This window comes from Fibrisoma limi BUZ 3 (assembly GCF_000296815.2).
In the GTDB taxonomy this organism is placed as follows: Bacteria; Bacteroidota; Bacteroidia; order Cytophagales; family Spirosomataceae; genus Fibrisoma; species Fibrisoma limi.
This window is the reverse complement of record NZ_CAIT01000006.1, coordinates 1,733,229-1,757,069: the sequence shown is the minus strand read 5'-3', so window position 1 is coordinate 1,757,069 and position 23,841 is coordinate 1,733,229. Positions and strand designations below refer to the sequence as shown.

General features: G+C 53.6%; 19 protein-coding genes. 6 read left to right on the top strand and 13 right to left on the bottom strand.

Annotated elements, in window-relative coordinates:
* Genes BN8_RS15235 through BN8_RS15225 form a run of 3 tightly spaced genes read right to left on the bottom strand, consistent with a single transcriptional unit; the run spans position 1 to position 2,157 of the window.
* Entirely contained in the window at positions 1–615 is a 615-nt protein-coding gene (locus tag BN8_RS15235; RefSeq protein ID WP_040005838.1) for a cupin domain-containing protein, read from the bottom strand.
* A 34-nt stretch (positions 616–649) separates the two neighbouring features.
* Complete coding sequence (locus tag BN8_RS15230; RefSeq protein WP_009282799.1) at positions 650–1,282, bottom strand: hypothetical protein; 633 nt, start codon at positions 1,280–1,282, stop codon at positions 650–652.
* Positions 1,279–2,157: an SGNH/GDSL hydrolase family protein gene (locus BN8_RS15225; RefSeq protein ID WP_009282798.1), complete on the bottom strand. Its 879-nt coding sequence runs from the start codon at positions 2,155–2,157 to the stop codon at positions 1,279–1,281. The genes BN8_RS15230 and BN8_RS15225 overlap by 4 nt, the downstream gene beginning before the upstream one ends.
* 163 nt (positions 2,158–2,320) lie before the next feature.
* Between BN8_RS15225 and BN8_RS15220 the strand changes: the two genes are divergently transcribed.
* Together BN8_RS15220 and BN8_RS15215 are read left to right on the top strand one after the other, a co-directional pair.
* Positions 2,321–3,034 (top strand): LytR/AlgR family response regulator transcription factor, encoded by a 714-nt coding sequence (locus BN8_RS15220; protein WP_009282797.1) that lies wholly within the window; start codon positions 2,321–2,323, stop codon positions 3,032–3,034.
* 17 nt (positions 3,035–3,051) lie between these two features.
* On the top strand, positions 3,052–5,106 hold the full coding sequence (locus BN8_RS15215) for a sensor histidine kinase (protein WP_009282796.1): 2,055 nt from the start codon (positions 3,052–3,054) through the stop codon (positions 5,104–5,106).
* Positions 5,107–5,507: 401 nt separating this feature from the next.
* Here the strand turns inward: BN8_RS15215 and BN8_RS15210 are convergent, their stop codons facing one another.
* The 6 genes from BN8_RS15210 to BN8_RS15185 all read right to left on the bottom strand — a co-directional run bounded on the left by BN8_RS15210 (position 5,508) and on the right by BN8_RS15185 (position 8,361).
* Positions 5,508–6,122, bottom strand: a complete 615-nt coding sequence (locus tag BN8_RS15210) for a MarR family winged helix-turn-helix transcriptional regulator (RefSeq protein ID WP_009282795.1) — start codon at positions 6,120–6,122, stop codon at positions 5,508–5,510.
* On the bottom strand, positions 6,123–6,386 hold the full coding sequence (locus BN8_RS15205) for a hypothetical protein (protein ID WP_040005837.1): 264 nt from the start codon (positions 6,384–6,386) through the stop codon (positions 6,123–6,125).
* The gene (locus BN8_RS15200; protein WP_009282794.1) at positions 6,383–6,625 is read right to left on the bottom strand and encodes a hexameric tyrosine-coordinated heme protein; all 243 of its coding nucleotides are present in this window, start codon (positions 6,623–6,625) and stop codon (positions 6,383–6,385) included. The genes BN8_RS15205 and BN8_RS15200 overlap by 4 nt, the downstream gene beginning before the upstream one ends.
* A 27-nt stretch (positions 6,626–6,652) precedes the next feature.
* Entirely contained in the window at positions 6,653–7,417 is a 765-nt protein-coding gene (locus tag BN8_RS15195) for a hypothetical protein (RefSeq protein WP_009282793.1), read from the bottom strand.
* 73 nt (positions 7,418–7,490) lie between these two features.
* A complete protein-coding gene (locus BN8_RS15190) occupies positions 7,491–7,751 on the bottom strand; it encodes a DUF2024 family protein (protein WP_009282792.1) in 261 nt (86 codons plus the stop codon).
* Between the two features lie 22 nt (positions 7,752–7,773).
* Positions 7,774–8,361 carry a protoglobin domain-containing protein gene (locus BN8_RS15185; RefSeq protein ID WP_009282791.1) on the bottom strand — a complete coding sequence of 196 codons (588 nt, stop codon included), beginning with the start codon at positions 8,359–8,361 and terminating at the stop codon, positions 7,774–7,776.
* 572 nt (positions 8,362–8,933) lie between these two features.
* Between BN8_RS15185 and BN8_RS15180 the strand changes: the two genes are divergently transcribed.
* The 4 genes from BN8_RS15180 (at position 8,934) to BN8_RS31780 (ending at position 19,091) form a co-directional block, all read left to right on the top strand.
* Entirely contained in the window at positions 8,934–10,916 is a 1,983-nt protein-coding gene (locus tag BN8_RS15180; RefSeq protein WP_009282790.1) for a response regulator, read from the top strand.
* A 119-nt stretch (positions 10,917–11,035) separates the two neighbouring features.
* Complete coding sequence (locus BN8_RS31790) at positions 11,036–11,875, top strand: gasdermin (protein ID WP_009282789.1); 840 nt, start codon at positions 11,036–11,038, stop codon at positions 11,873–11,875.
* A gap of 68 nt (positions 11,876–11,943) precedes the next feature.
* On the top strand, positions 11,944–16,971 hold the full coding sequence (locus tag BN8_RS31785) for a DUF5995 family protein (protein ID WP_009282788.1): 5,028 nt from the start codon (positions 11,944–11,946) through the stop codon (positions 16,969–16,971).
* Positions 16,968–19,091: a sensor histidine kinase gene (locus tag BN8_RS31780; protein WP_009282787.1), complete on the top strand. Its 2,124-nt coding sequence runs from the start codon at positions 16,968–16,970 to the stop codon at positions 19,089–19,091. The genes BN8_RS31785 and BN8_RS31780 overlap by 4 nt, the downstream gene beginning before the upstream one ends.
* A gap of 43 nt (positions 19,092–19,134) precedes the next feature.
* Here the strand turns inward: BN8_RS31780 and BN8_RS15160 are convergent, their stop codons facing one another.
* The 4 genes from BN8_RS15160 to BN8_RS15145 form a co-directional block, all read right to left on the bottom strand.
* On the bottom strand, positions 19,135–20,202 hold the full coding sequence (locus tag BN8_RS15160; protein ID WP_009282786.1) for a TlpA disulfide reductase family protein: 1,068 nt from the start codon (positions 20,200–20,202) through the stop codon (positions 19,135–19,137).
* Positions 20,203–20,274: 72 nt separating this feature from the next.
* Positions 20,275–20,610 carry an MGMT family protein gene (locus BN8_RS15155; RefSeq protein WP_009282785.1) on the bottom strand — a complete coding sequence of 112 codons (336 nt, stop codon included), beginning with the start codon at positions 20,608–20,610 and terminating at the stop codon, positions 20,275–20,277.
* Between the two features lie 154 nt (positions 20,611–20,764).
* Positions 20,765–21,328, bottom strand: coding sequence for a DUF3109 family protein (locus BN8_RS15150; protein ID WP_009282784.1), 564 nt, complete (start codon positions 21,326–21,328; stop codon positions 20,765–20,767).
* Between the two features lie 40 nt (positions 21,329–21,368).
* Positions 21,369–23,762 carry a T9SS type B sorting domain-containing protein gene (locus BN8_RS15145; RefSeq protein WP_009282783.1) on the bottom strand — a complete coding sequence of 798 codons (2,394 nt, stop codon included), beginning with the start codon at positions 23,760–23,762 and terminating at the stop codon, positions 21,369–21,371.
* Positions 23,763–23,841: the final 79 nt, after the last annotated feature.

The window sequence follows — 23,841 nt, the reverse complement described above, 5'->3', positions numbered from 1 at the left end:
TCAGGCTTTCAGGCCGTATTTATCAATGAGCGGCTGGCGTTTTTCCGGGAAGCTGACCATGCCGAATTTCTGGCGAAGGTCTTGGTACATGGTCTGTACTTCTGGCGAATTCATGGGCAATCCGCGCGTCCTGGCTGTCTCGGGGATGGTGTGAATCGATGCTTCCAGATAGTCCTCGAAGGGTTGCTGAAAGTAGCAGTCGATGCCCACGGCGGGTTTGTCGGTGGCGTTCCAGAAGGTATGCACAATGCCACGCGGACGCAGATGCCAGCCACCTGCCTGCACGACATACACTTCCTCGCCCACCATCACACTGATCGTGCCTTCCACTACGTACATGAGTTCGTCAAGCTCTTTGTGCAGGTGCGGGGCAGGTCCCATTTTTTTTGGCGCTACGGCAAACTCAACGCAGGAGAATTGCCCGTTGGTCTGCGTCTGCCGAACGCGGGTTCGGGTGTTCAATCCGGCCGGGCCGGGTTGCAACGGCTCGACGGGTGGCAGGTAAAACGGTTTCAGCGGGTCTCCTGACGTTGGCTGCGCCAGCAGCGTTGGTAAACCGATGCCGGAAAAGAAACCGATGGCGGCTGTGGCGGACAGAAAATGACGACGTTCCATAGAAGAAAATGACAGGGTGTGGTGATGTGATTGGTTAGTTTGTGGCAAAGTGTTCATGATTTTCCCGTGAAAGCCGAACGGTAATTTTTTTGTCGTAGCGTGGGTCAGCGCTGCTCGAAAAGGCTGAACCCGTGGCGGTGGTGTACGTAAAGGCCAGCGTGAGGGTCAACCGGTCGTCCTGCCATTGTCCGCCTTCGAGGGCCGAATGAACGGTAAAGTTTTTGCGTAGTGCCTGTAGCTCATCGTCGATCTGAAAATGAATCACGTCGAGCTGGTGCCCGTCTTCGGTCCTGACGTGGCCGTTGAGTTTGTAGGCTTCGCGGCCCCGGTGACTGCTCACCGTAGCGGACCCGTCGAAACGTTTTTTATCGGTTTGGGAGCCTAAGCCGCTGCGTTTCCGCGCTCGCCGACCCGCTTTTCTGGCGCGTTCTTCGTCTGTCACGGGTTCGGCAATGGTAAGCCGGATGGTTTTCGTTACGCCATCGGGGTCGTGGAACTCGCCCTGCCACGTACCCACGAGCAGTTTGGCGTTTTCGTCGCGGCTATACGCCCAGGGTCGGTCTTTCAAGTCGGCGTAGTAGCTGTAGTAGTATTTACACTCGTACATACCCCAGCTAAGGGCCGCCAGCCCCAGCAGCAACAGCAGAAGTTTAAAACCTTTGCTCATTTTGCGGTTTGATAAATGGCGTACAGAAAGGCTTTGCTGATGCGGGTAGCGGCTGTCTCGCAGAGGTGGCCCTGACCTTCGGGCGCATCCACGCCTTGCCCTTTGCTGGGGCAACCTACCGTCGAGCGGTATTTGTCGCAGATCGTCCAGGCGTTACCGAGTTTGCAGGCTCCGTTGTCGGATTCGATTTCCTGTAGGTCGAACACCACATCCTGGGCTTTGAAGGTATCTTTCATCCATTGGCCTACTTTCATTTTGGCCGCGTTGCCGTCGTCTTTCGTCACGATGTAGATGAGGGGCGGGGTGATGTGGACGAAACGCTTGATACCAGCCGCCCGCAATTCGTCGATCATCTGTTTGTACCCCGTTTTGACCGTTTCTACGTTGGCGTCGGTGATGTCGGCATAACCAAATTTAAAGATGGCGATCTGTAGTTTGCCCTTCTGCTCGATGGCTTCCCGTTTGAAAGCGGCCATTTTCTTGTCCGGCTCCCCGTTCGAGATGTTGTTGCCATTGTTGATCGAGTTCCAGTCGGCACCGTTCGGACCGTCGTAGAGCGTGTTCCCGTCGTAAAACTCAAACTTGACCCCGTTATTCTGGCTTCCATCCTCCAGGTCGCCACCGACGGATGCATGGACAAACAAACTAGTCCAGCCTTTTATGCGGGCTTTTTCGGTCGGTGATAAATTGTCCCACGCGCTGATACCCGCAATGCCAACTACACCGGGCTGGCCATTGCCAAGCGTAGCGCTGCCACCCGGAGTTGGGTCGGTGGGTGTCGTTGGATTGGCCGTCGCGGGGCTGGGATCGTTGACGGCCGGGCTGGTGCAACCCGCCAAACCCGCCAGTAAGAGTAAAAACAAGAACGGTCTCATATAAAAATCGGTATTGATGGGCCGAAACTGCTCCAATTGGTTTGCCCCTGCAATACGGCCTCGACCAACGACCGTTTGAATCGACTAACAGCTGATCACTTTGAGTAAGCGGTTGATTTATAATTTAAAAAGCCTATATATTTGGCTTGATGACTGTTTCATAATGTCCCACAACTCCCACGCCTGCGTTATCGTTGATGACAATGAAATTGATCGGCTGACCGTCCTGGCCCACGCCCGGCAGTACCCACTGCTCAACATGGTGGGGGTATTTGCGTCGGCTACCGAGGCTTTGCCCGTATTGCAAAGCCAGCCGGTTGATGTGCTCTTGCTTGATGTCGATATGCCCGGCCTGAGCGGACTGGAACTGCGCGCCAGTCTGATGCAGGTGCCGGTTTGCGTGTTTATTACAGCCTACCCCGATTATGCCGCCGAAAGTTTTGCCGTCGATGCCTTCGATTATGTAGTAAAGCCCATCCGGGCCGAGCGGTTCAGCCACACCATGACCCGCGTTCAGGCATTTTTTGACTTGACCCGCAAAGCCCAATTATTCGATCTGAGTTTAGGAGCGGATACGGTGTTCATCAAGGACGGTCATCAGCAGATCAAATTGAACCTGCACGACATTGTGTATCTGGAGGGCCTAAAAGATTACACGCGTATCGTTACGGCAACGCAACGGTACACGGTGCTGTCGTCTATCGGGAATTTGTTGCAGAACAAACCGTTTCAGTCGTTTCTACGTATTCATCGGAGTTACGCTGTACAGCGGCATTATATTGATCGAATCGACGCCCAGCAGATTCACGCTCAGCAATTTACGTTACCGGTTGGGCGGAGTTACCGGGCGGCACTGAATGGAATAAGCCCGAGTTAGCAAGCGATGACGAACCCATGCGCTACCTCCATTTATTAGCTTTTCTACTTGTCGCCCTGCCTGCATCGGCGCAGAAGCAAGGCCGCGCGCTCATCGACTCTCTGGTGGCCGAACTGCCCAAAGCGGCTAATGACACCGTAAAGGGGCGACTCTACCGGGTTATTGCCGAAGAATATTTTTTCACCAATATTGACCAGGCACTGCACTACAGTCGGTTAGGACTTCAGCACACCACCCGCATGAAGTGGCAGCGGGGCATCGGGGTGTTCAACAGTTACGTAGGGCGGGCTTACAGTGATAAAGGCAACTACGATTCGAGCCGATCGTATCTGCTGAAAGCGATTGGCATCTACAAAACCCTCGGCGATACCTGGAATCTAGCTAGCACCACCAACAACCTCGGCGTAGCGGAACAAAACATTCGCTCGAATTATCCGGCCGCTATGCGCTACTATGTTGAAGGCTTAAAATACGCCGAGGCTACCGGCGATAACTATTTGATCGGGCTCGGTCTGGACAATATTTCGGAGATCTATCGGCTTCAGAAAAACTACCCGAAAGCCCTGCAATTTGGTCTGCGCGCATTGACCCTCCGGCAAAAACAGCATAATCCCGACATCAACGCCCGGCGCGAACTGGCCGCTTCGTTGACCAGTATGGCGGCCCTCTACACCCAAATGGAAAACTGGCCAAAAGCCCGCCAATACGGTTTAGGGGCTGTAGCGGAGCACCAGAAAGTGGCTAACAAAGAAGGACTGGCCAAAACCTACAGTATTGTGTCTACGGCGATGCAACGCGATTATCGTCGGAAGATCAACTATGGGTTAAAAGCCAAACAACTCTGGGACAGCCTGAACCCCCGGCACCAAACGGCGGTCAGTAACCTCGCCAACCTCGGTGTGGCTTATTTCGATCTGGTACGTTATGATACGTTGAATGATACAACAATTCAACCTGTCATCCGGACCGACCGACTGCGATTGGCGGAACGCTACCTGATTGAAGCGATCCGACTCAGCGCTGACAAGGGCGAAATTGACGATCAGGCTCATTTTCGGGGCAACCTGGCTGAATTACAGGCCCTAACCGGCGATTATAAAGGCGCTTACGAAAATTTCAGAGCGTATCAGACCGTGCAGGATTCGCTGTATTCGCAGGAAAGCAAAAACAAAATCGCTGCTCTGGAGGGAAAGCGAGAAATTGAACTCCGCGACAAACAGCTTGAAATCAATCGGCTGGTCATTGCCGGGCAAAAACGTCAGCAACTGGCCCTGCTGGTGGGCGTTGGGCTGCTGCTGGTCATTGGGGGATTACTCTTCTGGCAAAGCCGCACCCGAAAGAAGACCAACACCACGCTACTCCACCTGAATCAGGAACTCGACGAAGCCAATCAGGTGAAAGCTCGGTTCTTTGCTATTCTGAGCCACGATCTGCGTAGCCCCATTGCTAACCTGATTAACTTTCTGCATCTCCAGCGCGAAAGTCCCGACCTGCTACCCCCCGATCAGGTGGCTCGTCATCAGCAAACCGTCACCGAAGCCGCCGAGGATTTGCTCGACACGATGGAGTCGATGCTGCTTTGGAGCAAGGGGCAAATGCAGCAGTTCAAGCCGGATATGAAGATGATTCCTGTGAAAACACTCTTTGAGTATCTGCAACGGTTCTTTGCGAGTGCTACCGATGTGCGGATCAGCTTCGACGCCCCCGACGGCTTACAGGTCGCCACCGACGAGGACTACCTTCGCACGATCATGCAAAACCTCACCAGCAACGCGATCCATGCCCTGCAAAACAAGTCCGACCGCATCGGCGGACCGCGCACCGGCGGACCGGGCCACATTCAGTGGCAGGCCCGGCCCGAAAATGGTCATGTCGTATTGACCATCAGCGACAATGGCCCTGGTCTATCGGAAAGTCAACTACAGGCGCTATACACCAACGACGCAGCCATTAGGGGCAAAAGCGGTTTGGGTCTGCACCTCATCCGCGATTTAGCACGCGCTATCGCCTGTCAGATCACGGTTAGGTCAGAGCAGGGGGCTGGCACAGAATTCCGACTTACAATTGCTTAGAAAGTAGTGATTATTTTGGCATACCTAGCTATCATAAAGCATACATCTCATCACTTCAGGCATAAATTGAAAATCTGCCGGTTCGACGGCAGCGGCCGTCCGCCTGTTTGTTCAGTTATGCCAAATATTACGCACAGAATAACTGGTAAGATAGCGTCTTTTCAAATGCCCTTTACACGAGATAGAATCCGCCCCTTAGCTAGTCACTCGGTCAATATGGTTGATGGTCTCAAATTGCCATCTAATCAATCAACGCATCTTTTTCAATAACGTAGTTGAGTATGGGAGAAAATTTACCGGGCTTATCTGATAGCGCAATAAGAAGCACTATTCAGGGTGACTTCCTTTCAATTCTTAGGCCACCCAACGATTGAGGATCGGACGCTTTGACCTTTTGGTGACTAGGCGCTGTTTTGAGAAGCAATATGTTCCGGGCAGTCCAGTCGGAGCAGATCGGCTTCCAGCGGTATTTTCAGTAAGCCACAGTAATGAATCTGTCCATCATACTGGTAATGCACACAGGTCTTGCACATTCGTTGCACCGTAATCAGACCGCGCTGGTGCAGTCCGTAAATGAGCGCAAACAAGCTTTCGTAAAGCAATGTCTTGTGCTCACCGTTCAACTGCCCTACAAACTGGCTCAGGACGTTGGCGAAACCACTCGTCTGATCGACAATCCGCTGTCCCGTTGGGGTTAACTGTAAGCTGTGGCTACGGCTGTCGGTGAGATCGTCGATCCGTGCCACCAGTTCTTTCTGAGCCAGCACCTTAACGGCATCACTGATGGTCGGCTTGGTTAGATTAAACTCGGCGGCCAAATACCCGATCTTGCATTTGGCCGGATCGTGAAAGGCTAGAAAAAGAAGGATTTGAATCTGAATCGGACTTAGGCCGGTTTCGCGGCTCTGTTGCCAGAGCAGTGTGCGGAACACTTCACCCAGTCGTTCCAGCCCCGCCACAATCTTGGCATCGACCGAGCTGTTTTGTCGGCCTAAGTCAAATACAGAATCATCCATTTAGCAATCGCAGGTTTCACAGTAAGGCGCGTAGCCTTCGTAATTTGGCGCAAATTTCCCTCCAGCACTAACCAGCTTAGGTAAGGGAATCCGATCCCCCGTTGAGAGAACGACCATCGGGTCATTGCCCTCCGTAGGCAGGCTTACAACGAGCGCATTTAGGGTAATTAGCTCGTGAAGCTCGGTAAAATACTGGACTTTTACATAGCTCCGCTTTCTCACCAAGTCATTCAGATAAGTGCGGTACGCAGTTAAGTCGTTCATCTCGATTGCCAGTAGTTATTTGCCGCTGCAACAGTCGCAAACTCAGTAGCGACGGTCTGTCCAATGGCGATCAGCATCATCGCGTCATTGGCGTATAAGTCCCGGAGTTGACTTCGTTTCTGCTCATCGGGTTGGGTTGCTTTGATGATGAGCCGGGCCATTTTGATAGCCAGTTGCCGACCTTCTTCTGGGGTGGACGTTAGCAAGCTGTTGTTGGGAATCAGGGTGATCGTATCCATAGCAAAGCGGTAGTATAATGGAGTGAGTTATTTTTTTGCCGTAACCGTATAGGGTAAGGTCAACTTGCCTGACAGTACGGTATACACCGCATACACGCCAAGCGTAGGTTTGGTCGCCGACATTTCGTGATGGGCGTGATCGCCCCCCATGTTCATTTCCATATAACAGCTTACCGCATCAAACTTGAAGTCCTTCTGGTTGTTGACCCGATAAGCCGGAACCCCCATCCGAATGACGTTACCTTGCGTCACCACATTGTAACCCGGCGAATCAAAATACATGGGCACACCCGGCGCAGTTTTGGGCAGCGTAACAGCCTTATCCTCTTTTTTGAACTCCTTAACGCTCAAGCCGCCCGGCACCCGACTGTCTTTGGTCAGCACAACCCAGTGTGGGTGCCAGACTACGCCGTCGTTGTCGAAAATACCGTCGTTGTTTTCGTCCCAAAGCGGGGTGTCGTCCATATCGGGATGCGACGTCAGCCCCATTGCCACGATCCCTTCGGTACTGGAGAAGCCCACATCGGTCGGCTTGAGCGTCGTCGGAAATACGTAGGCCAGTACCGGCGCACCGTTCATACTGCCTACTCCTTTGGGCACCGTACGACCGGCGGCACCTTCCACTTTCATTTCGAAAATAAGCATATCCAGCGTATTGTCGTAGATAATGCTAGCCGCCTTAACCTTGAAATCGGCGTTATTATACGCCGTAGCTGGCTTGTGGGTCTGAGCTGTAACGGCTGAAGTAGTCAGCACAAAGGCGAACAGCGTTGTTTTTAATGATGGATACATGGGATGAGTTGATTGGTAAACGGAAACGTATTGACTGAGGGAAAATGGGTAGTGCCAAGAGATTTGAGAATGGTCAGCAGCCCTGCATTTCAATGATGTGAAAGCCCTGACTGGCAATACTGGCCTCTATCTCCTGGGTAGCCTGTTCAATATGACAGAAGCGGCATTCTTTGGCCGTCAGTGGCTGCCCAGCCTGGCCTTTCGTTGATAGATAAGCTTGCCCGTATTCATGGATCGTTGCCTGACTGGTTGACGTGGATGGCACCAGAATATCGAAGTGCATGACCGACCCGTCGGTACGGGTAACATAGGTATCATAAACAGAAACTTGCATGTTTTGAGGGAGTTAGAGATTATTAAAATGCTTCGCGATAGACGTAGGGATGACTCCACAGCACGGCTGTGAGCGTAACAGCTTTGAACCAGGCAGTATGCATACCAGCAACGGTATTGGCATCATGCCCTTTGGCCGCCAGAAAATCCTTCATAGTCAGTGTCAGAGGTACGATGAAGGCCAGGATGTACCGCAGATGAATGATCGGTTCGGCGCTAGCGTCATCCGTTTGATTTTTCTTGATCGAATGATGACGAAGGGCGATCTCCTGCTGATAAGCCAGCCAGGTCTGGTCGTAGGGGCGAATGCAGGTATCTATAATCCACTGCCCAAATCGCTTCCGAACGGCTGCGAGGTAGTGGACGTCGGGCTGACCTTGCTGGCCAAAGTAGCGCAGCAGGTGCGGGTGGCTACCTACAAAGCCATACCAGACATCTAAAATAGCTTCCGTCTGATCGGCTACTACGTCACCAGCCAGACGTAGCAGGCGCTCGTCTTCCTGGGTAAACAAGACGGTTTGTTTTAACACGGCCAACTCTTCGATAGAGATCGGCGATGTAAGGGGCTGCTGCCCATACGTGTACCCTGGTAGTATGCTTTGATCGCTCATGGTAGAAACAGTAGAAATCCGTCACAAATATAATTAGGAATCCTAACTATAATTAAAGCAGGCGTATCTTCTTTATCAATAAGACATTGATAAAATCTATTAATGATAAGGTCAATTTAAGACCGTCTTGAAAGTACGGTTACACTCTTGAAGATCGCCCAGGATATGGAGCTGCAGGGCATGGTGGAGCCAGTCGGCCTTTACCCGGTTGAGGAATAACGTCCATCGTCTCGGTGCAACCGGTAACAACAAGGGAACCGGATAGCAGAACGCTGAGGAGCAGGGGGTGCAGATATGTTTTCATGGCTTTTAATTGGTTGAGTGTTTGACTGTGTTTTTACAGACCAAAGATTGGGTGCCGCCGGAAGAAGAACTTTCGGATTTAGGACAGCCTCATTCGGGCTTGGAACAGGTTGGTTAAACCGGATACAAACTGCAAAAAGCAGGTCATGTTGGGGTAGGAAAGTAAGCCGGATAGGAACTACCGCTTACTAACTATCGACATCAGGGGTGACCAAGTAGGCACTGGATTATTGTACCTTTTATGAGCGTACACTCACCCTGCCTTTCCTATGATTACGATCTTGGTCGTTGACGACGAGCTTGATCTGGAACCGTTAATGCTCAACTGGTTCCGGCGCAAGATTCAGCAGTCGCTCTATGCGTTCCGGTTCGCTCATTCCGGCCGAGAAGCCCTGACGCTGCTGCAAAACGACGCAAGTATCGACCTGGTACTGCTGGATATCAACATGCCCGAAATGGACGGGTTGACCCTGCTCAACGAACTGCCGGTTGTTAATCCGTTGCTGCGGGCGGTGATGGTATCGGCCTACGGGGATATGAGCAACATCCGCACGGCCATGAACCGGGGTGCCTTCGATTTTGTCTGCAAGCCCATCGATTTTAAGGATTTGGAAGTTACGATCGAGAAAACGGCAGAGCACATCCGGGAACTGCACGAATCGCGTCAGCTCAAAGTGATTGATGAGCTGAAAACCCGCTTTTTCGACAACATTACCCACGAGTTTCGCACTCCACTGACGCTGATCCTGTCGCCGGTTGAGAAGTTGTTGCAACAGCACAACGAACCGCCTGACCTGCACAATGGCCTGCTGATGATCGAGCGGAATGCCTACCAACTGCTTCAACTTATCAATCAGTTGCTCGATCTGGCCAAGCTGGAATCCGGCCACCTGACCCTGTCGCCAAAGGCCGGAAATTTCACCGATTTTATCAGTCAGATTATCCGTCGCTTTGAGCCGCTGGCCCATGAGAAAGGCTTAGACCTGACGTTTACGAGCGATTTGTCGGACATTGTGGTCTTCGACGCCGAAAAGGTGGAGCAGATCATCTATAATCTGCTGACCAACGCCCTGAAATTCACAACTACGGGGGGCGTTACGGTCCGGCTGGCGGGCGGACCACCAGTGCAAATCACTGTAATTGACACGGGCATTGGGATTGTTGCCGAAAAGCTGCCGTACATTTTCAACCGGTTCTACCAGATACAGCGGCCGGATGTTAACGGTAATGCACTCAGCTTTACAAACCCCGGTACAGGCATCGGCTTGTCGCTGGTCAAAGAACTGACCGAACTGATGGGGGGTACGGTGTCCGTCAGCAGCGTATCGAGCCGGAACACGGCCGGTAGGTTTTCTGGGACGACTTTTACGGTTACGTTACCCCTTGAGCGGGTAAGCAGCACGGATGCCATTAACACGGTAGTGCGGCCTGCACTACGGGTTACGGCATCCACACGGGTGTCGGTCAATGGCTCTGTTTTGAAGGGGCACGCTGCTGAGTCGGACGAAAAGCCTCTTGTGTTGGTCGTGGAAGATAATACTGAACTAGCGGCCTTCGTAGCAGGCGAGTTGACCAACTACTACCGTGTATTGATGGCCTACGATGGCGATGAAGGCTGGCAACTGGCCCAGGCCGAACTACCCGATGTGGTGCTGACCGACATTATGATACCCGGTCTGGACGGTTACGAGCTGACGCACCGGCTGAAAACCGACCCGGCCACCAACCATATAGCTGTGGTGATGCTGACGGCCAAAACCGCTCAGACCAGCCGCATCGAGGGCTTGCAGCAGGGCGCCGACGATTACGTCAGCAAACCCTTCCATATAGATGAACTACGGCTGCGGATTCACAACCTGTTGGTACGGCAGCAGACGCTACGGGCACATTACCATGCCCTGTTCAGTCGCCCTGAAACCCCGCTGGCACCTGAAGCGCTTGACCCGTTTTTGCAGAAACTGCACACCATTATTGAGGAACACCTCGACGACAGTACGTTCCGGGTGGATGAATTAGCGCACGAAGTAGGGATGAGCCGCCGGACGCTACACCGCAAGCTGACGGCCGTTGCGAACCTGACTATCAACGACTTTATTCGGCAGTACCGCCTGAAGCGGGGCGCAACGATGCTGCACGAAGGACGTAATGTATCGGAGACGGCTTATCTGGTAGGCTACGAAAGTCCGGCCCATTTCAGTACGGTGTTCAAAGAGTTTTTCGGAAAAACGCCCTCAGAGTATATGGGCAGTTGAGTCTGTCCCAAATCCAAAAGAAGTTGGCCGAAAATAGACAGTGAGTTTTGCTCAATGTGCTGAATTTGGTCGCGACGCTTGCTATCTAACGAACCGTACACCACAACCCTCTTTTTGCCATGAGTTTTCAGATTCGCCTGTGTCGGAACGACACCACCAGCTACCTGCGTGATACGTTTAAGGCAACTCCGCTACTGACACCCGAAGCCCGGGTTAAGCCCCTGATGGTGGTTGCCCGGCGTAACAACGACGTTCAGTTCCGGGGGGAACTGCGTTTCCTGCTCGATGACCCAACCTGGTCGTTTGACCTGCGCGACGAACCTGTTTCGTCCGCGAGCTTAGACAAAACCCGTACACTCGATGCCGGGCTGGGACTTCAGATTCTGCAGGGTTTTTTGAAGGGCCTGAACGCGGGCAACGCACCCATTCAGGCATCAATGAATGGCATAAAAAGCCTGTCGTTGTCATTCCAGAATGTACGTCGTCACTTCGCCGATCTGAACGAACTGGGGCTGGCTCTGGCCAGTCGCCGATTAAACGTAAGCCATCCTTCGCTGGGCGTGTTTTTGGGCGAAGACCCGTACCAGATGCTGCTCGTGTCCGATGCCATCGTCAGCAGTGAGTTCTCCATCAACAACGAGTCGGCGGGAGAGGGCAGTCTGGAAGCGGGTGTCCCAGCCCTGCACGACTACCTCGCCAAGGCCAAAACCAACCTTAAACGCGTGGTAAACACCAAGTCATCCATTACGTTCGAGGGGAATCAGCTGCTGACCTTTGCGTTTTCGTGCGTTCGGCTGGATGTTGACCCGGCCACGGGGGCTTTGCAGATCATGGAAGCAGTCACGCTGCGGGGCGACGGAACGCAGGAATCGCAGCCGCGTATTGTGCTCGATAACGATTTGAATGAGCCGGGTTTGTTGGTGTTCGATGACGAACCTGCAATAGTAGAGAAAAACTGATAAATCAATTGGTAGTCGTTGATAATCAGTAGATTTATAGATACGTTTGTTTCAAGCCTCTTCACACCATGACAACCCCTAACCCGACTTCAGCTAAAGCAGACACGCCCCACTTATACGCTCTCCTGGTAGGTATCGGTGCTTATAAACAAGTGAATCCGCTGAACGGGCCGGCCAACGATGCCCGTGCCGTTGAACGGTACCTTGAGCAACTGACCGATTTCAACGCTCATTCGGTTGTCCTGACCGACCAGCAGGCTACCAAGTCGGCCATTATTGATGGATTCATAAACCATCTGTCTCAGGCGGGACCCAATGATACAGTGTTGTTTTTCTTTGCCGGTCACGGTGTTCAGGAGGAAGCCGACCCAGATCTCTGGCCGACCGAAACCGACAGAAAACTTGAGTCGATCGTCTGTTATGATGGCGAAGCCGGTAGCCCATGGAACTTCCTGCTGGCGGATAAAGAACTGCGTTACCTGATCGGGAAAGTAAGTGCTACGAGTCCCCACATTGCAACAATTTTCGACTGTTGTCACTCAGGGGATAACACTCGCTCGGCGGACATACTGACCGAATTGCTCAATGGAAAAGACGTTCGCGAACGGCGGGTTGATCGGGTGTTCAACTACCGCCCCTACGAGGCTTTCTGCTTTCATCAGGAACTACCGGCGGAGCGGTTGCGGGAGCAGGGAATCGCCAACGCATTGCCGCAGGGCGCGCATGTACAGATAGCTGCCTGCCAGTCGGACGAAACGGCCAAAGAGGTAGAAGGCGAGGGCGTGTTTACCAAAAGCATGCTGGCCGTATTGAAAGCGGCTCATGGCCAGTTATCGTATCAGGATCTGCACAATCGTGTTCGGCAGTACCTGCGGTTCAGTTACGAACAACGGCCGCGGGTGTACACCCCGGATGAAGCAATGAACGGACTGCTGAGCCGGGGCTTTCTCAACCGGCCCATCGAAGTTGGGACAGTCACGGCGTCAATTCTTTATAACAACGAAAAAGGCTGGCTGCTCGATGTAGGCGCAATTCATGGTGTTGGTCAGACGTCCCGTACCATTCAATTACACGATCCAAATGCCCAGACCGCCCATCTGGTTGACGTTGGTGAGATTGGACCTGACTATACGCTCGTAACCATCGCCGACGAGGTTCGGCAGGGGCTGGACAAAGCCATGGTGTATCGGGCTACCGTCGAGGGCCTGCTCACGCAGCCCATCCGGCTGCACTACAAAAATCACGATGGACTGGCGAACGAATTGACCGACTGGCTGGCGTCAACTGATCCGGCTCAATCCGGTTCATTGGCTGGGGTAATAACGCTTGAGGATAATGAAAACCAGGCTGATTACACGCTGCATAGTCGAAACGGCCTGTACTATATTACATGCCCCGTCGATGACAATCGACCGCTGGTTGAGCCTATCCGGACCAATGATCCCGAAAAATTTACTACGCTAACCCGTTACCTGAAGCAGATTGCGCAGTGGCAATACCTCCGGAACCTGCGTAATCCAGAACAGGAAGAGCCGCTGCTGAGCGTTTCGGTAACGGTTGGAGATAATGAGCCCGTTACTGTAGCAGGCACCAACCCTGACCCGGTACCCGTTACGTTTACGAAGCAGGCTGACGGTAGCTGGAGTACGTTCCTAAAAATCCGTTTGACGAATACTACCAGCCGACCGTTGTTCTGTACCGCGTTGTATCTGTCGCGGGATTTTATCGCCAGCCCTGATTTTTTGCCGCGGAATCATCCGCTTGCGCCGGGGGATACTGTTGAACTGGGGCCAGCCGATGAGTTCATCCCGGACAAACGCTATGATACCGTTGAGTTCGGACTGGAAGAAGTAATCCGGCAATACAACTGGCCGAAGGCGACTGAACACTTTAAGCTGATTGTGACGGCTGATCCGCTTTCTGAGGTTGCCATTAATTTTATGACGTTTGATGCGTTACCATCGCCACCGGTACTGGATGCAGATGCGCATCGGGGCGGGGCACGGCCCCGGCCGGTCAAAACAACCCCCTTCCCCAGATGGAGCACGCAACTTATCACGCTGGACCTGCTTAACCCGGAATACAACAAAGTACGGCTTAAAGAACTGGAACGAATGCTCTCCGTACCGGCGGATGAGCAAATAGACGATAAAAAAACCGTTGACCAGGAGAAGAAAAAACAGTTCATGATGGCCGACTTTGTCCTCGGTCTGTACTACGAAACGGACACATCCAGACCGCTGCAGCCGACACTCAAGCTGCGCAAAGAACTGGAAGTTATTCAGCCCGAAGGCGAACGGGGCCTGTTTACGGATCTGGCCCTGAGTCTGGCCAACAAGGCCGCCAACTGGGCGCAGAACCGCCAGTACCGGCAGCGGCTGGTCAGCTATCCCGATCAGTTACGAATTGTGGCCGAGGGCGATTCGTGGTTTCAGTATCCGTTTTTGCTGCGCGACGTAGTCGATTATCTGTCCGATGTTTATACGGTCTACAGCGTAGCCGCTGCCGGTGCCACCCTGAAGGATTACCTGAAAGACAGCCGGTTCACCGAAGCGATACGAGCCATAAAGCCGGGCTTTTTCCTGCTCAGTGGCGGGGGAAATGATCTGCTGGGCGAAGGCTTTGCGGACCTGATCAACGATACGCCCAACCCCGCCAAAACAGGTCCCGCCCGGTATCTGTCAGATGCACTTGACAAAAAGCTGGCTGACCTGGCAGAGAACTTCAAGCGCATTTTTGAGTTGGTGCAACTGGCCGATTCACAGGTTAAAATCATTGTCCACGGCTACGATTACGTAGTACCTGCCGGCTCCCACAAGCTGCCCGGTGGCTCAATCTGGATGGGTAATGTGCTGACACAGAAAGGTATCGCTGATCCAGCCGAGCGGGAGGCCATTGCCCGCTACGTGATCGATGCCTTCAACGAGCGGCTTCAGCAGGTAGCCGCTACCTGCTCCAACGTGACCTACCTCAGCCTGCTTGGCACCATCCAGCGTACCGAGCGGCTGGCCGACTACTGGTACGACGAGATTCACCCGAACGACAAGGGCTTTCTGAGTATTGCCAGCCGGTTCGTTTCCGAGATCCGGCGCCTGAAAGGAGAAACAGCCCGGGAGTCAGACAAATCGGCTGCAACCGCTGACCAGTGGACCGACGAATTCCTGTGGAGGAAGCGCCAGGTAGGCGATCCGCTCGCCGATGGCGTCATCACGACCCTACTGGCTGAGAGCCAGAAAGGGGAAGTCGACCAGATTTTTCAGATGCTCGTTCAAAACCGGCAGTTCCCGAATCCGGCGTTCTATAACCTGCCGGAGCCGGTGAGACGGATAGTGCTCAACTACTTCACGGAAACGAAGCAACTGCCGTCGTTTGCCGAGCCGTTCAAGCTCATGACGGCCGCCGACGTATTCCGGCAGCATGGTCCGAAGATGCTGTTCATTCTGCTGTGTAAGTCGCTGCCGCTGTGCTACACCTGCTGGCGGGGGGCTAAGGTGCTATACCGAACGGGCCGGTTGCGCGTACACGACGGTTCGCTGGATTCGTTTACCCGGCGACTGATGGAGACGGCGCAGTTTGTGGTTGACGTGCTGACCCGTGATAGCTTCGAACACGATGGCGTGGCTATTGTAGCGGCCCAGAAAGTTCGGCTCATGCACGCCACCATCCGCCACTTCGCGCAGGAGCGAAACTGGGATAGCGAGACCTACGGAGTGCCTATCAATCAAGAAGATATGGTCGGTACGCTGTTGTCGTTCAGCGTTGTCATCATCGATGGGTTAGAGCAGCTCGGCATTACGCTCACACCCGACGAACGGGCCGCGTACCTGCACCTGTGGCATGTCGTTGGCCGGATGATGGGCATTGATGACGACCTGCTGTCGGAGAACGAAGCTGACTGCCGGCTGTTGATGAACAAAATTCTGGCGCAGCAGTCGGGACCGTCGAAGGAAGGAGCGGAGCTGACCGACGCCTGCCTGGACCTGATGAACGAGCGGATGATGATTAAACCGCTCCAGCGCTTATCCCCGTACTTCGTGCGCTTTTTCATCGGCGATCAATATGCCGATATGCTCAGTGTGCCTACCGTCGATGCCGACGATTCAACGCTGTTGAAAGCCGTGCAGTGGTTCGACCAGAGTATTCGCGATCTGGATAATAAGAACATCATTCTAGCGTCGCTGGCGCGGACGTTCAGTCACGGCATGATCCGGCAGGTGCTGGCGTTCACGAACGCGGCTAAAAAGGAGCAGTTCTACCTGCCTTCGGCGCTGACCGATCACTGGGACGAAACCGTACTGCCAGACTTCCGGATTCCGACCCTCGAACGCATCGACGACGTTATTTTCTACCTCGACAAGGTAGCCCGGCACCTGCGGGCGCAGAACAATCCGATGGGCTATTTCTGCGCCGTGTACAAACTCGTGACCCAGCGGGTAGCCGAAGGGCTTCGACTGGGCGTCTTTGAGAATCCGGTGGAAATGGAGCAGGTAGACGTTGGTTTTGGCAACCGCTATTTCGATGCGTTGAACCAATACTTCGACGGTAAACCCGCTACGGGGCCGTGGCAGGTATCGTTCGATGCGACCCGGTCACTCATGACCACCAATCAGCACATCTTCGTAGCGGCCAACGCCCACATCTCGTTTGACCTGCCGATTGTGGTGGCGGAGGTGTACGAGGGCAGGGACATCGAGCGGTTCAAGGGTGACTTCGAACGTATGAACAAGCTCTTCGACGGCATGTACACCCAGATGAACGACGACATTGGCCGGATCTTCAAACCGTTCGGGCTGGCAGTCGAACATCTGGCGCAGGAACTGATTGCGCTGGAGAACAAGGTGATGAAAGCCGGGCGTGATCTGGCCTGGGCCAAAAGTCTGGCGCTGCATCAGGCCCGTACGGACGAAGAACGCCGGCAACTGATCGCCGATCTGGAAGTGGAATCGGCCGACAGAGGCCGTAGTATTACTCAACCATTCGCGCTGATCGGTACGGTAACGGAAACCATTGCCCAACAGGAGTTTGGAACCGTAGCGCATAAAGTAGATGTGATGTTGCGTACTGCTTTATTACCTATTATACCCGAGCGCCTATGAAGCACAGCTTCCTGCTGTTTTTCCTGTTCATAAGCCTGATAGGGTCACTCAAGGCTGCGCCGGTTCGGTTTCAAGATCCGGTGCAGCCTTACGACCTGTTTAAGGCTAGTTCACTGCTGGAAGTAAAGGCAGGTAGTGTATCTATTGACCAATTGCTGAAAAATCCCGCCAGTTTCCGGTTTGTACCCACCCAACATGAGTTGATTAAACCATACCACCGGCAGCTAGGGTACTGGCTGCGGGTTGATATTACGAACGAAACCGACGAAGACCTGTTCCTGCATTTCGTTTACGCCGGTACAGAATACATCACCGTCTATGAAGTAGCTGACCGGCAAGTGCTGGCTGTGCATCACTTCGGTACACTTCAATCTGAAAAGACCTATACGTACCTGAAAAGCAACGAAGTATGCCCAACGCAGGTTCGGCGGGGGCAAACCCACACATTCTACGTCTACATGCAGGGCGTTTACACAACCGCCTGGCCTATTTTCTGCCGGTCAACGGATAACCTGCTGAATTACCTGCACCGAACCGATCTGTTTTACGGATTATATTACGGGTTTATCCTGATCATTATCGTGTACAGTCTGATTCTGTACGTTCGATTGCGCGAAACCGATACGCTGCGGTATGCCATCTGGGTGATTTTCATGGGGTTACAGTTAGCGCTGTTCCGGGGGCACACGAATGAATTCTTCTGGCCATCCAATCCGTCTATTGAACGGTACGCAACTGTACTGGCCGGTATCACTGGGTTGCTTCATATTCCTTTTACGCTGTCTTTTCTGCGGCTTCGCCAGCAGTCACCGCTGTTTTACAAAATAGGTATCGGCATATTTGTGCTTTATGCCATCGGTATACTGATAAACGTCGTAGCCGTAAGTTTACAGGAGCGGGCGGGGCGGCAGATTGACATTGTGCCACAGGTGGCCCTGCTGGAAGGTATCTTCAGTATCTCGGCCGGAGTTGTAACGTACCGGCGGGGTTTCCGGCCGGCCCTGTTCTACATCATTGGTAATGTGGTCTTTTTTGCGTCAATCTTTGTTTTTCTGGTATATGCTGCCGGTCGGCTGCCGCATTCATTCTGGACCTACAACAGCATTCACATCGGGTCCGGCGTGGAAATTATTCTGTTTACACTCGCGCTTACGTACAAGGTCAATCTGCTGAAGCGGCAGCAGGAGGAGGCCGTTCGGGAGCAGTTGCGGCTGTCGGAAGCCAACGAGCGGCTGGTGCAGGAGCAGAACGTGATGCTGGAAAGCAAAGTAGAGCAGCGAACGCATGAATTAAACCGGCAAAAAGAAGAACTACAGCATACCCTGAATCAGTTGAAAGCTACCCAGGCGCAACTGGTGCAACGCGAAAAAATGGCTTCGCTGGGTGAACTAATGGCTGGTATTGCCCACGAAATTCAGAATCCGCTCAATTTCGTTAACAACTTCGCCGAACTCAGCGTCGAAATGCTCGATGAGTTGACGGACGAACTTCAACACGACCGCCAGGAGGCCGCTACCAGTCTGATCGACGACATGAAACCTAATCTGCAAAAGATCGTCCATCATGGCAAACGGGCCGACTCGATTATCAAGAGCATGCTGGAGCACAGCCGTAGCAGTTCTGGTACCAAACAAGCAACCGACATCAATGCACTGGCGGATGAATACCTGCGGCTGGCGTACCACGGGCAACGGGCTAAAGACAAGTCCTTCAATGCCGAACTGGTCATGGACCTCGACAGGAATATGGGGACAGTCGAAGTAATGCCGCAGGAAATGGCCAGGGTGCTGCTGAATCTGTACAACAACGCGTTTTATGCCGTTGCCGAGAAAGCCCGGCAGCAACCGACCGGATATCAGCCGCAAGTACGAGTCAGTACGTATCGCGATAACGGTACGATTGACGTGCGGGTAAAAGACAACGGGACCGGCATCCCCCGCGAACTGCTTAACAAGATTTTTCAGCCCTTCTTCACCACAAAATCTACTGGTCAGGGGACGGGATTGGGGTTATCGTTAAGCTATGACATCATCACCAATGGTCACGGCGGGCAAATGAATGTGAACACCGAAGCGGGCCTGTTCACCGAGTTTATTATCAGCATTCCGGTGTCGAAATGAACGTAGGCTGGTTGATTAGCTGAATTGGATCTGGTGGGCAGAGCTACTTCATGCGGAGTAGCGAACTTAGTAAAGCTTCTATGTTCTCGACTGACTTCGCTCGGCCAATCACCTCTTTTCGGGCGTTTAGTAACACGTAGTAGGGAGGAAGATCGACACCGAATTTGCTCCACACGGTTGACGTCGGCTCAGTGGTATCGATGACCCGAAGCCAGGGTACGGTTTGTAAACCGGCAGCGTTTGTATCGTCCCTGGCTAAAACCCTGATTATTTCCAGACCCGACGGGTGATACGTTGCATAAAGTCTCCGTAGGGCTGGTTCCTGCTGCTGAAAAGGAACAAGATAGCTTACATGAAATTCCAGCAGTACGTATTTACTTTTGACCTTCGACAACGTCAACCGGTTGCCGGACACCATCGGTAAGGTGAAGTCGGGTGCTTTTATGCCCAGTCGCTGGCGCAACAGATGCTCGGTGATGCGTGCATAGGAAGGGTAAGCAGCAAAGGTGCTCAATTTATCCAGGAGCTTTACCGCTGTCGGGTGCGGTAGCATCGTATAGTTGCTGGCGAACAGATACCAACTGGCCCTGGTGAATGGGTTTGACTGAATCAGCCTGTCTACCTGCGTCGCATAGGCGTTGTCCAGTGAATCAATCTGTTGCTGTGATGGACTTGACGGAATTGTATCCTCCCGAAAAACGATCTCTCTTTTGTAAGAGGCCCGTACAGAATCTAACACATCGTCGAACTGCTTCCAGAGGTAATTTGTCGTCGATCCCCGCACTTGATAGGAAACAACAGCCCCGGAATCAACCGAAAGCTGGATGTGGGTTGAGTCAATAAAGAACGTAAGGTCGTTTTTGTGCCCTTCCACCCAAATGTAGGCCGGACAAGGTTCGGCGATGTTATGGACAAATCGTGCCCGCTGGTTATAGATTGATGTTGTGTCAATCAGGTTGGGTTGCCCTAAAGGCCTGGCCACCAACAGCACCTGCCGACCCTCCCAGGATGTTGGAAACGTGCAGTCAATGATGGTTGACTGTGCCCATAGCGAGATTGGGGCTAGCAAGAACGCGATAATGAGTAAGCCGGGAAACCGAGTGCGAAGCATGCGTTCGGGCAAAGAGGATTGAGCAAAATCTGGACAAAAAGCTTATTCAGATTGCTGTCGGTGAAGTCGTTATTACACGGCCAGTTCCACGCTGGGGTCCCAGAGCAAAAGTTGAAAGTCCACAACCTGATCGTTTTCCACCCGGACGCCTTCAGCTTCGAGCAATGCCTGCATGGCCGTAGGCAGACCAAAATGGTGCTTGCCCGACAGTACGCCAATCCGGTTGACGACGCGGTGCGCCGGTACGTCCGGGCGGTTATGGACGCCGTTCATGGCCCATCCGACCATCCGCGCTCCAGCCCGGAGACTTAGGTAGCGGGCAATGGCCCCGTAAGTCGTGACGCGACCCCGGGGAATTTCACGCACAACCCGGTACACTTCCTCGAAGTAATCTTTTTCCTCAAGCATGACGCTCGTAAGCGAGTTCGATCGGTCTGTACGGCACGTCTGACCGATCGAACTCGCTTACGAGCAGACGCGAAGTTGAAAAGGGATAAAAAATGGTAGGCACTGAAGGGCTGGTCTGTACGGCACGTCTGACCAGCCCTTCAGTGCCTACCAATCACTTCTCTTCAATTGCCTTGACCAACTGGCCGTACCAGGCTTCGCCATAGGCGCGGATGAGCGCTTCCCGGACAAACTTGTAAACTGGTACGTTGAGCTGTTCGCCAAAGCCACAGGCCGGGCTACAGATAGGCCAGCGGTCGTAGTTGAGGGCGTGAAACGCTTCGTATTTGGTGACGCGGATGGGGTACAGGTGGCAGGAGATCGGTTTCTTCCAGTCCACTTTGCCGTCGTTGTAAGCCGCTTCGATGCCGCATTTCAGAATGCCGCGTTCGTCCCAGGTCGCATACACGCACTCGCGGCCACCCACGGTCGTGGTGACGTAGCCGCCGTCGACGTCCTGTTCGTAGCGGCCGTTTTCTTCAATGGCTTTGATACCCTCGGGCGATAGATACGGTTTGATGTCGTCGTAAATCCGGTCCAGAATAGCCGGTTCGTCGGGTTCGAGCGGGGCGCCCAGATCGCCTTCCACGCAGCAAGCCCCTTTACATTTATCGAGATTGCAGACGAAGAACTTTTCGGCTACGTCGTCGCTGATGCAGGTGTTTTCGATTAAAATCATAGCTGGTCTACACGCCCGCTTCCTATCCGGGCGTGGTACGTCACCGTGCCAATACCACCGAGCCGCGTAAAGGCGCGATGTCGGGCGACAGTTTCAGTACGTAAATATACATCCCAGCCGGCAAAGGTTGGTCATTGAGCAGACCATCGAACGGCTTTTTATAACCGTCACGTTCGTGGAAAACCACCTCGCCCCAGCGATTGAAAATGGTAACCTGCGCACTGGGATAGGCTTCGATGCCGAACAACTGCCACGTATCATTGATCTGGTCATTGTTGGGCGAAAAGATGTCCGGAATGCCCAGCCGGGCGCGGATCAGTACGCGCACCGTCGCTTCAGCTACGCAGCCGTTCGCATCGGTTACGCTGACCCGGTAAGTTGTGTCCCGCTCGGGATTGGTTACGGTAGCCGTCGCCTGCGTGGGGCCGCTCAGCCAGGTCAGCGGTTGCCAGCGGTACTGAAACGGGCCGTTACCGCTGACAACGGCTTCGAGCGTAATGATGCTCTGTGTGCCCGCCGTAACCTCGCTGGGTAGTTGAATTGCAGGTACAGCATTCACCCGAATGGTCTGGGTGGCGGTGTCGCCGGGGCATCCGCCCGGACTGGTCGAGCGATAAACGATCTGGTGCGTACCGACACCCGCCTGACGGGGTGAAAACGACGTACCACTGACGCCCGGCCCGCTGAAAGAGCCCCCGGTTGGGGTGCCGCTTAGCGTAACAACGGGGCCATCGGTTCCACAAATGGCCGCCAGTGGTGCCATGGTGGGTTTAATGCGGGGCTGAACGGTAAGTTTTAATACGTCGGAGGTGTCGCGGCAACCGCCCGCATTAGCCACAATAACGGCGTAATCCCCCGCCTGTTTCGCAAAAAGGGTTGTGCTGGTTGACCCTGCAACATCGACACCGTTGAATTGCCACTGGTACGTAGCGCCCCCGCCAGCGGTCAGTCGGAGGGAGTCGCGTTCGCAGATGACGCCGGATGTGGGCGTCAGCGTTGCCGTGGGGCGCGGAGCCTGGGTCAGCACGACGGTGTTGCTGGTGGCTGTACAGCCGGTAGAATTATCGCGAATCTCGACCGAATAGCTACCGGGCTGGTTCACAATCCGGTTGCGTTCGGTAGGGCCGCCGAGTGCCGTTCCGTCGCGGAACCAGTTGTACGTGACCGGCAGGGTCGACGCCCGCAGAGTGACCGTATCAGAAGGTGAACAGAGAGCGGTTTTGGTGGGCTGCTCAAGCTGAACGGTTTGCTCAAACAACCGGGCGGTCAGCGTGCGCGATTTGCTGGTCTGGCCGCAGTTGTTCTTGTACGAAACCACGACGGTGTACTCACCTGCCTGATCGACCGTTAGTTTGGGCTGCGTAGCGCCGTTGATGTTGGTACCGTTGCGTTGCCACTGGTAATTCAGATCCGGATTTGGTTCGGCCGAAAACGTCGCTGTTCGACCCTGACACAGCAGGGCTACGTCGGCTGCTACGGGATAGGTTTCGATGGTAGCAACGGGTTCGGGCGGGATGTTGTTCGGGCAGTCGACGGCTACGAGCTGGTAGTCCTGTCGGGTTTCCCCGATCTTCTGGCCATTCCGAAATTCCTCCACCCTGACCGTGAAGATAAATCGACCTTCGCGGTTCGCCGTCACGGTCAGGATACCGGTCTGCGGATTCAACTGGATCGCTGGATTCCCGGGGATAGGGTTATTGGCTGAGTAGCCGCCGTTGAACGTGATCGTTGAAAATGGCCCGGGAATCAGGGCGTTGGTGTACAGGTTGTTAATCGTCGTTACGTTGCCACGCAGGGGTGTAGTGAACGAATACTGAAGCCGGTCGCCATCGGGATCGGTGGCTGCGCACGAAAACGTAAACGGTTTATTAACGCACATGTAATCGGCGTTAATCGGAATAAATTGGGGCGATGAGTTTCGGGTTGTAGCCCCCGTGATCGGCGGAAATTCCAGGTAATACGTAAAGCCGACCTGGGTGCCGTTTAGATTCGTGATGCCGCCACTCCGGCAACAGTCCTGGTTGGAGAGGTAGTAGCCCGCCGGGTCGGTATAGCGACTCGGGTCCAGACGGATTTCCCGCTGGTATTCGACAATACCCCATTGCACATTCTGCGCGCCGGTGGGGCAACTGGTGTTCGTGATCGGGACTTTGGTCAGGTTGTCCTTACTCGTGATCGGCGTCGTGATGGACAACGAATCCATCAACTGATTGTCACGCTTGCGGAAAATAACGAACAGGAGTCTCGGCGTGATGGGCTGCGTTCCGCGGTCCAGATCGTAGTAGTACGTGAGTTTGATGAGAAATCGTCCCGGCTCACCATTGACGTTGGTCATCTGCATGTGCCCACCGATGATGTGGTTTGCCCGTGCGGTAAAAGAGAGCGTAATCGTCAGCAGCACCCCGATAAATCCAATCCACAACGCTCGATTCATAGTTGAATAATTTGACTAATAAGCTGATATATAGCTGATTGTTGTTGACCAGTCAGCGCATCCAGCGAGGTTAAATTAC

Excerpts from the sequence above, each read along its gene's own strand:
- BN8_RS15195 (WP_009282793.1), bottom strand. The coding sequence starts at position 7,417 with ATGTATCCATCATTAAAAACAACGCTGTTCGCCTTTGTGCTGACTACT.
- BN8_RS15210 (WP_009282795.1), bottom strand. The coding sequence starts at position 6,122 with ATGGATGATTCTGTATTTGACTTAGGCCGACAAAACAGCTCGGTCGAT.
- BN8_RS31790 (WP_009282789.1), top strand. The coding sequence starts at position 11,036 with ATGAGTTTTCAGATTCGCCTGTGTCGGAACGACACCACCAGCTACCTG.
- BN8_RS15225 (WP_009282798.1), bottom strand. The coding sequence starts at position 2,157 with ATGAGACCGTTCTTGTTTTTACTCTTACTGGCGGGTTTGGCGGGTTGC.
- BN8_RS15185 (WP_009282791.1), bottom strand. The coding sequence starts at position 8,361 with ATGAGCGATCAAAGCATACTACCAGGGTACACGTATGGGCAGCAGCCC.
- BN8_RS31785 (WP_009282788.1), top strand. The coding sequence starts at position 11,944 with ATGACAACCCCTAACCCGACTTCAGCTAAAGCAGACACGCCCCACTTA.
- BN8_RS15205 (WP_040005837.1), bottom strand. The coding sequence starts at position 6,386 with ATGAACGACTTAACTGCGTACCGCACTTATCTGAATGACTTGGTGAGA.
- BN8_RS15155 (WP_009282785.1), bottom strand. The coding sequence starts at position 20,610 with ATGCTTGAGGAAAAAGATTACTTCGAGGAAGTGTACCGGGTTGTGCGT.
- BN8_RS15235 (WP_040005838.1), bottom strand. The coding sequence starts at position 615 with ATGGAACGTCGTCATTTTCTGTCCGCCACAGCCGCCATCGGTTTCTTT.
- BN8_RS15180 (WP_009282790.1), top strand. The coding sequence starts at position 8,934 with ATGATTACGATCTTGGTCGTTGACGACGAGCTTGATCTGGAACCGTTA.
- BN8_RS15215 (WP_009282796.1), top strand. The coding sequence starts at position 3,052 with ATGCGCTACCTCCATTTATTAGCTTTTCTACTTGTCGCCCTGCCTGCA.
- BN8_RS15150 (WP_009282784.1), bottom strand. The coding sequence starts at position 21,328 with ATGATTTTAATCGAAAACACCTGCATCAGCGACGACGTAGCCGAAAAG.
- BN8_RS15160 (WP_009282786.1), bottom strand. The coding sequence starts at position 20,202 with ATGCTTCGCACTCGGTTTCCCGGCTTACTCATTATCGCGTTCTTGCTA.
- BN8_RS15220 (WP_009282797.1), top strand. The coding sequence starts at position 2,321 with ATGTCCCACAACTCCCACGCCTGCGTTATCGTTGATGACAATGAAATT.
- BN8_RS15230 (WP_009282799.1), bottom strand. The coding sequence starts at position 1,282 with ATGAGCAAAGGTTTTAAACTTCTGCTGTTGCTGCTGGGGCTGGCGGCC.
- BN8_RS15145 (WP_009282783.1), bottom strand. The coding sequence starts at position 23,762 with ATGAATCGAGCGTTGTGGATTGGATTTATCGGGGTGCTGCTGACGATT.
- BN8_RS15190 (WP_009282792.1), bottom strand. The coding sequence starts at position 7,751 with ATGCAAGTTTCTGTTTATGATACCTATGTTACCCGTACCGACGGGTCG.
- BN8_RS31780 (WP_009282787.1), top strand. The coding sequence starts at position 16,968 with ATGAAGCACAGCTTCCTGCTGTTTTTCCTGTTCATAAGCCTGATAGGG.
- BN8_RS15200 (WP_009282794.1), bottom strand. The coding sequence starts at position 6,625 with ATGGATACGATCACCCTGATTCCCAACAACAGCTTGCTAACGTCCACC.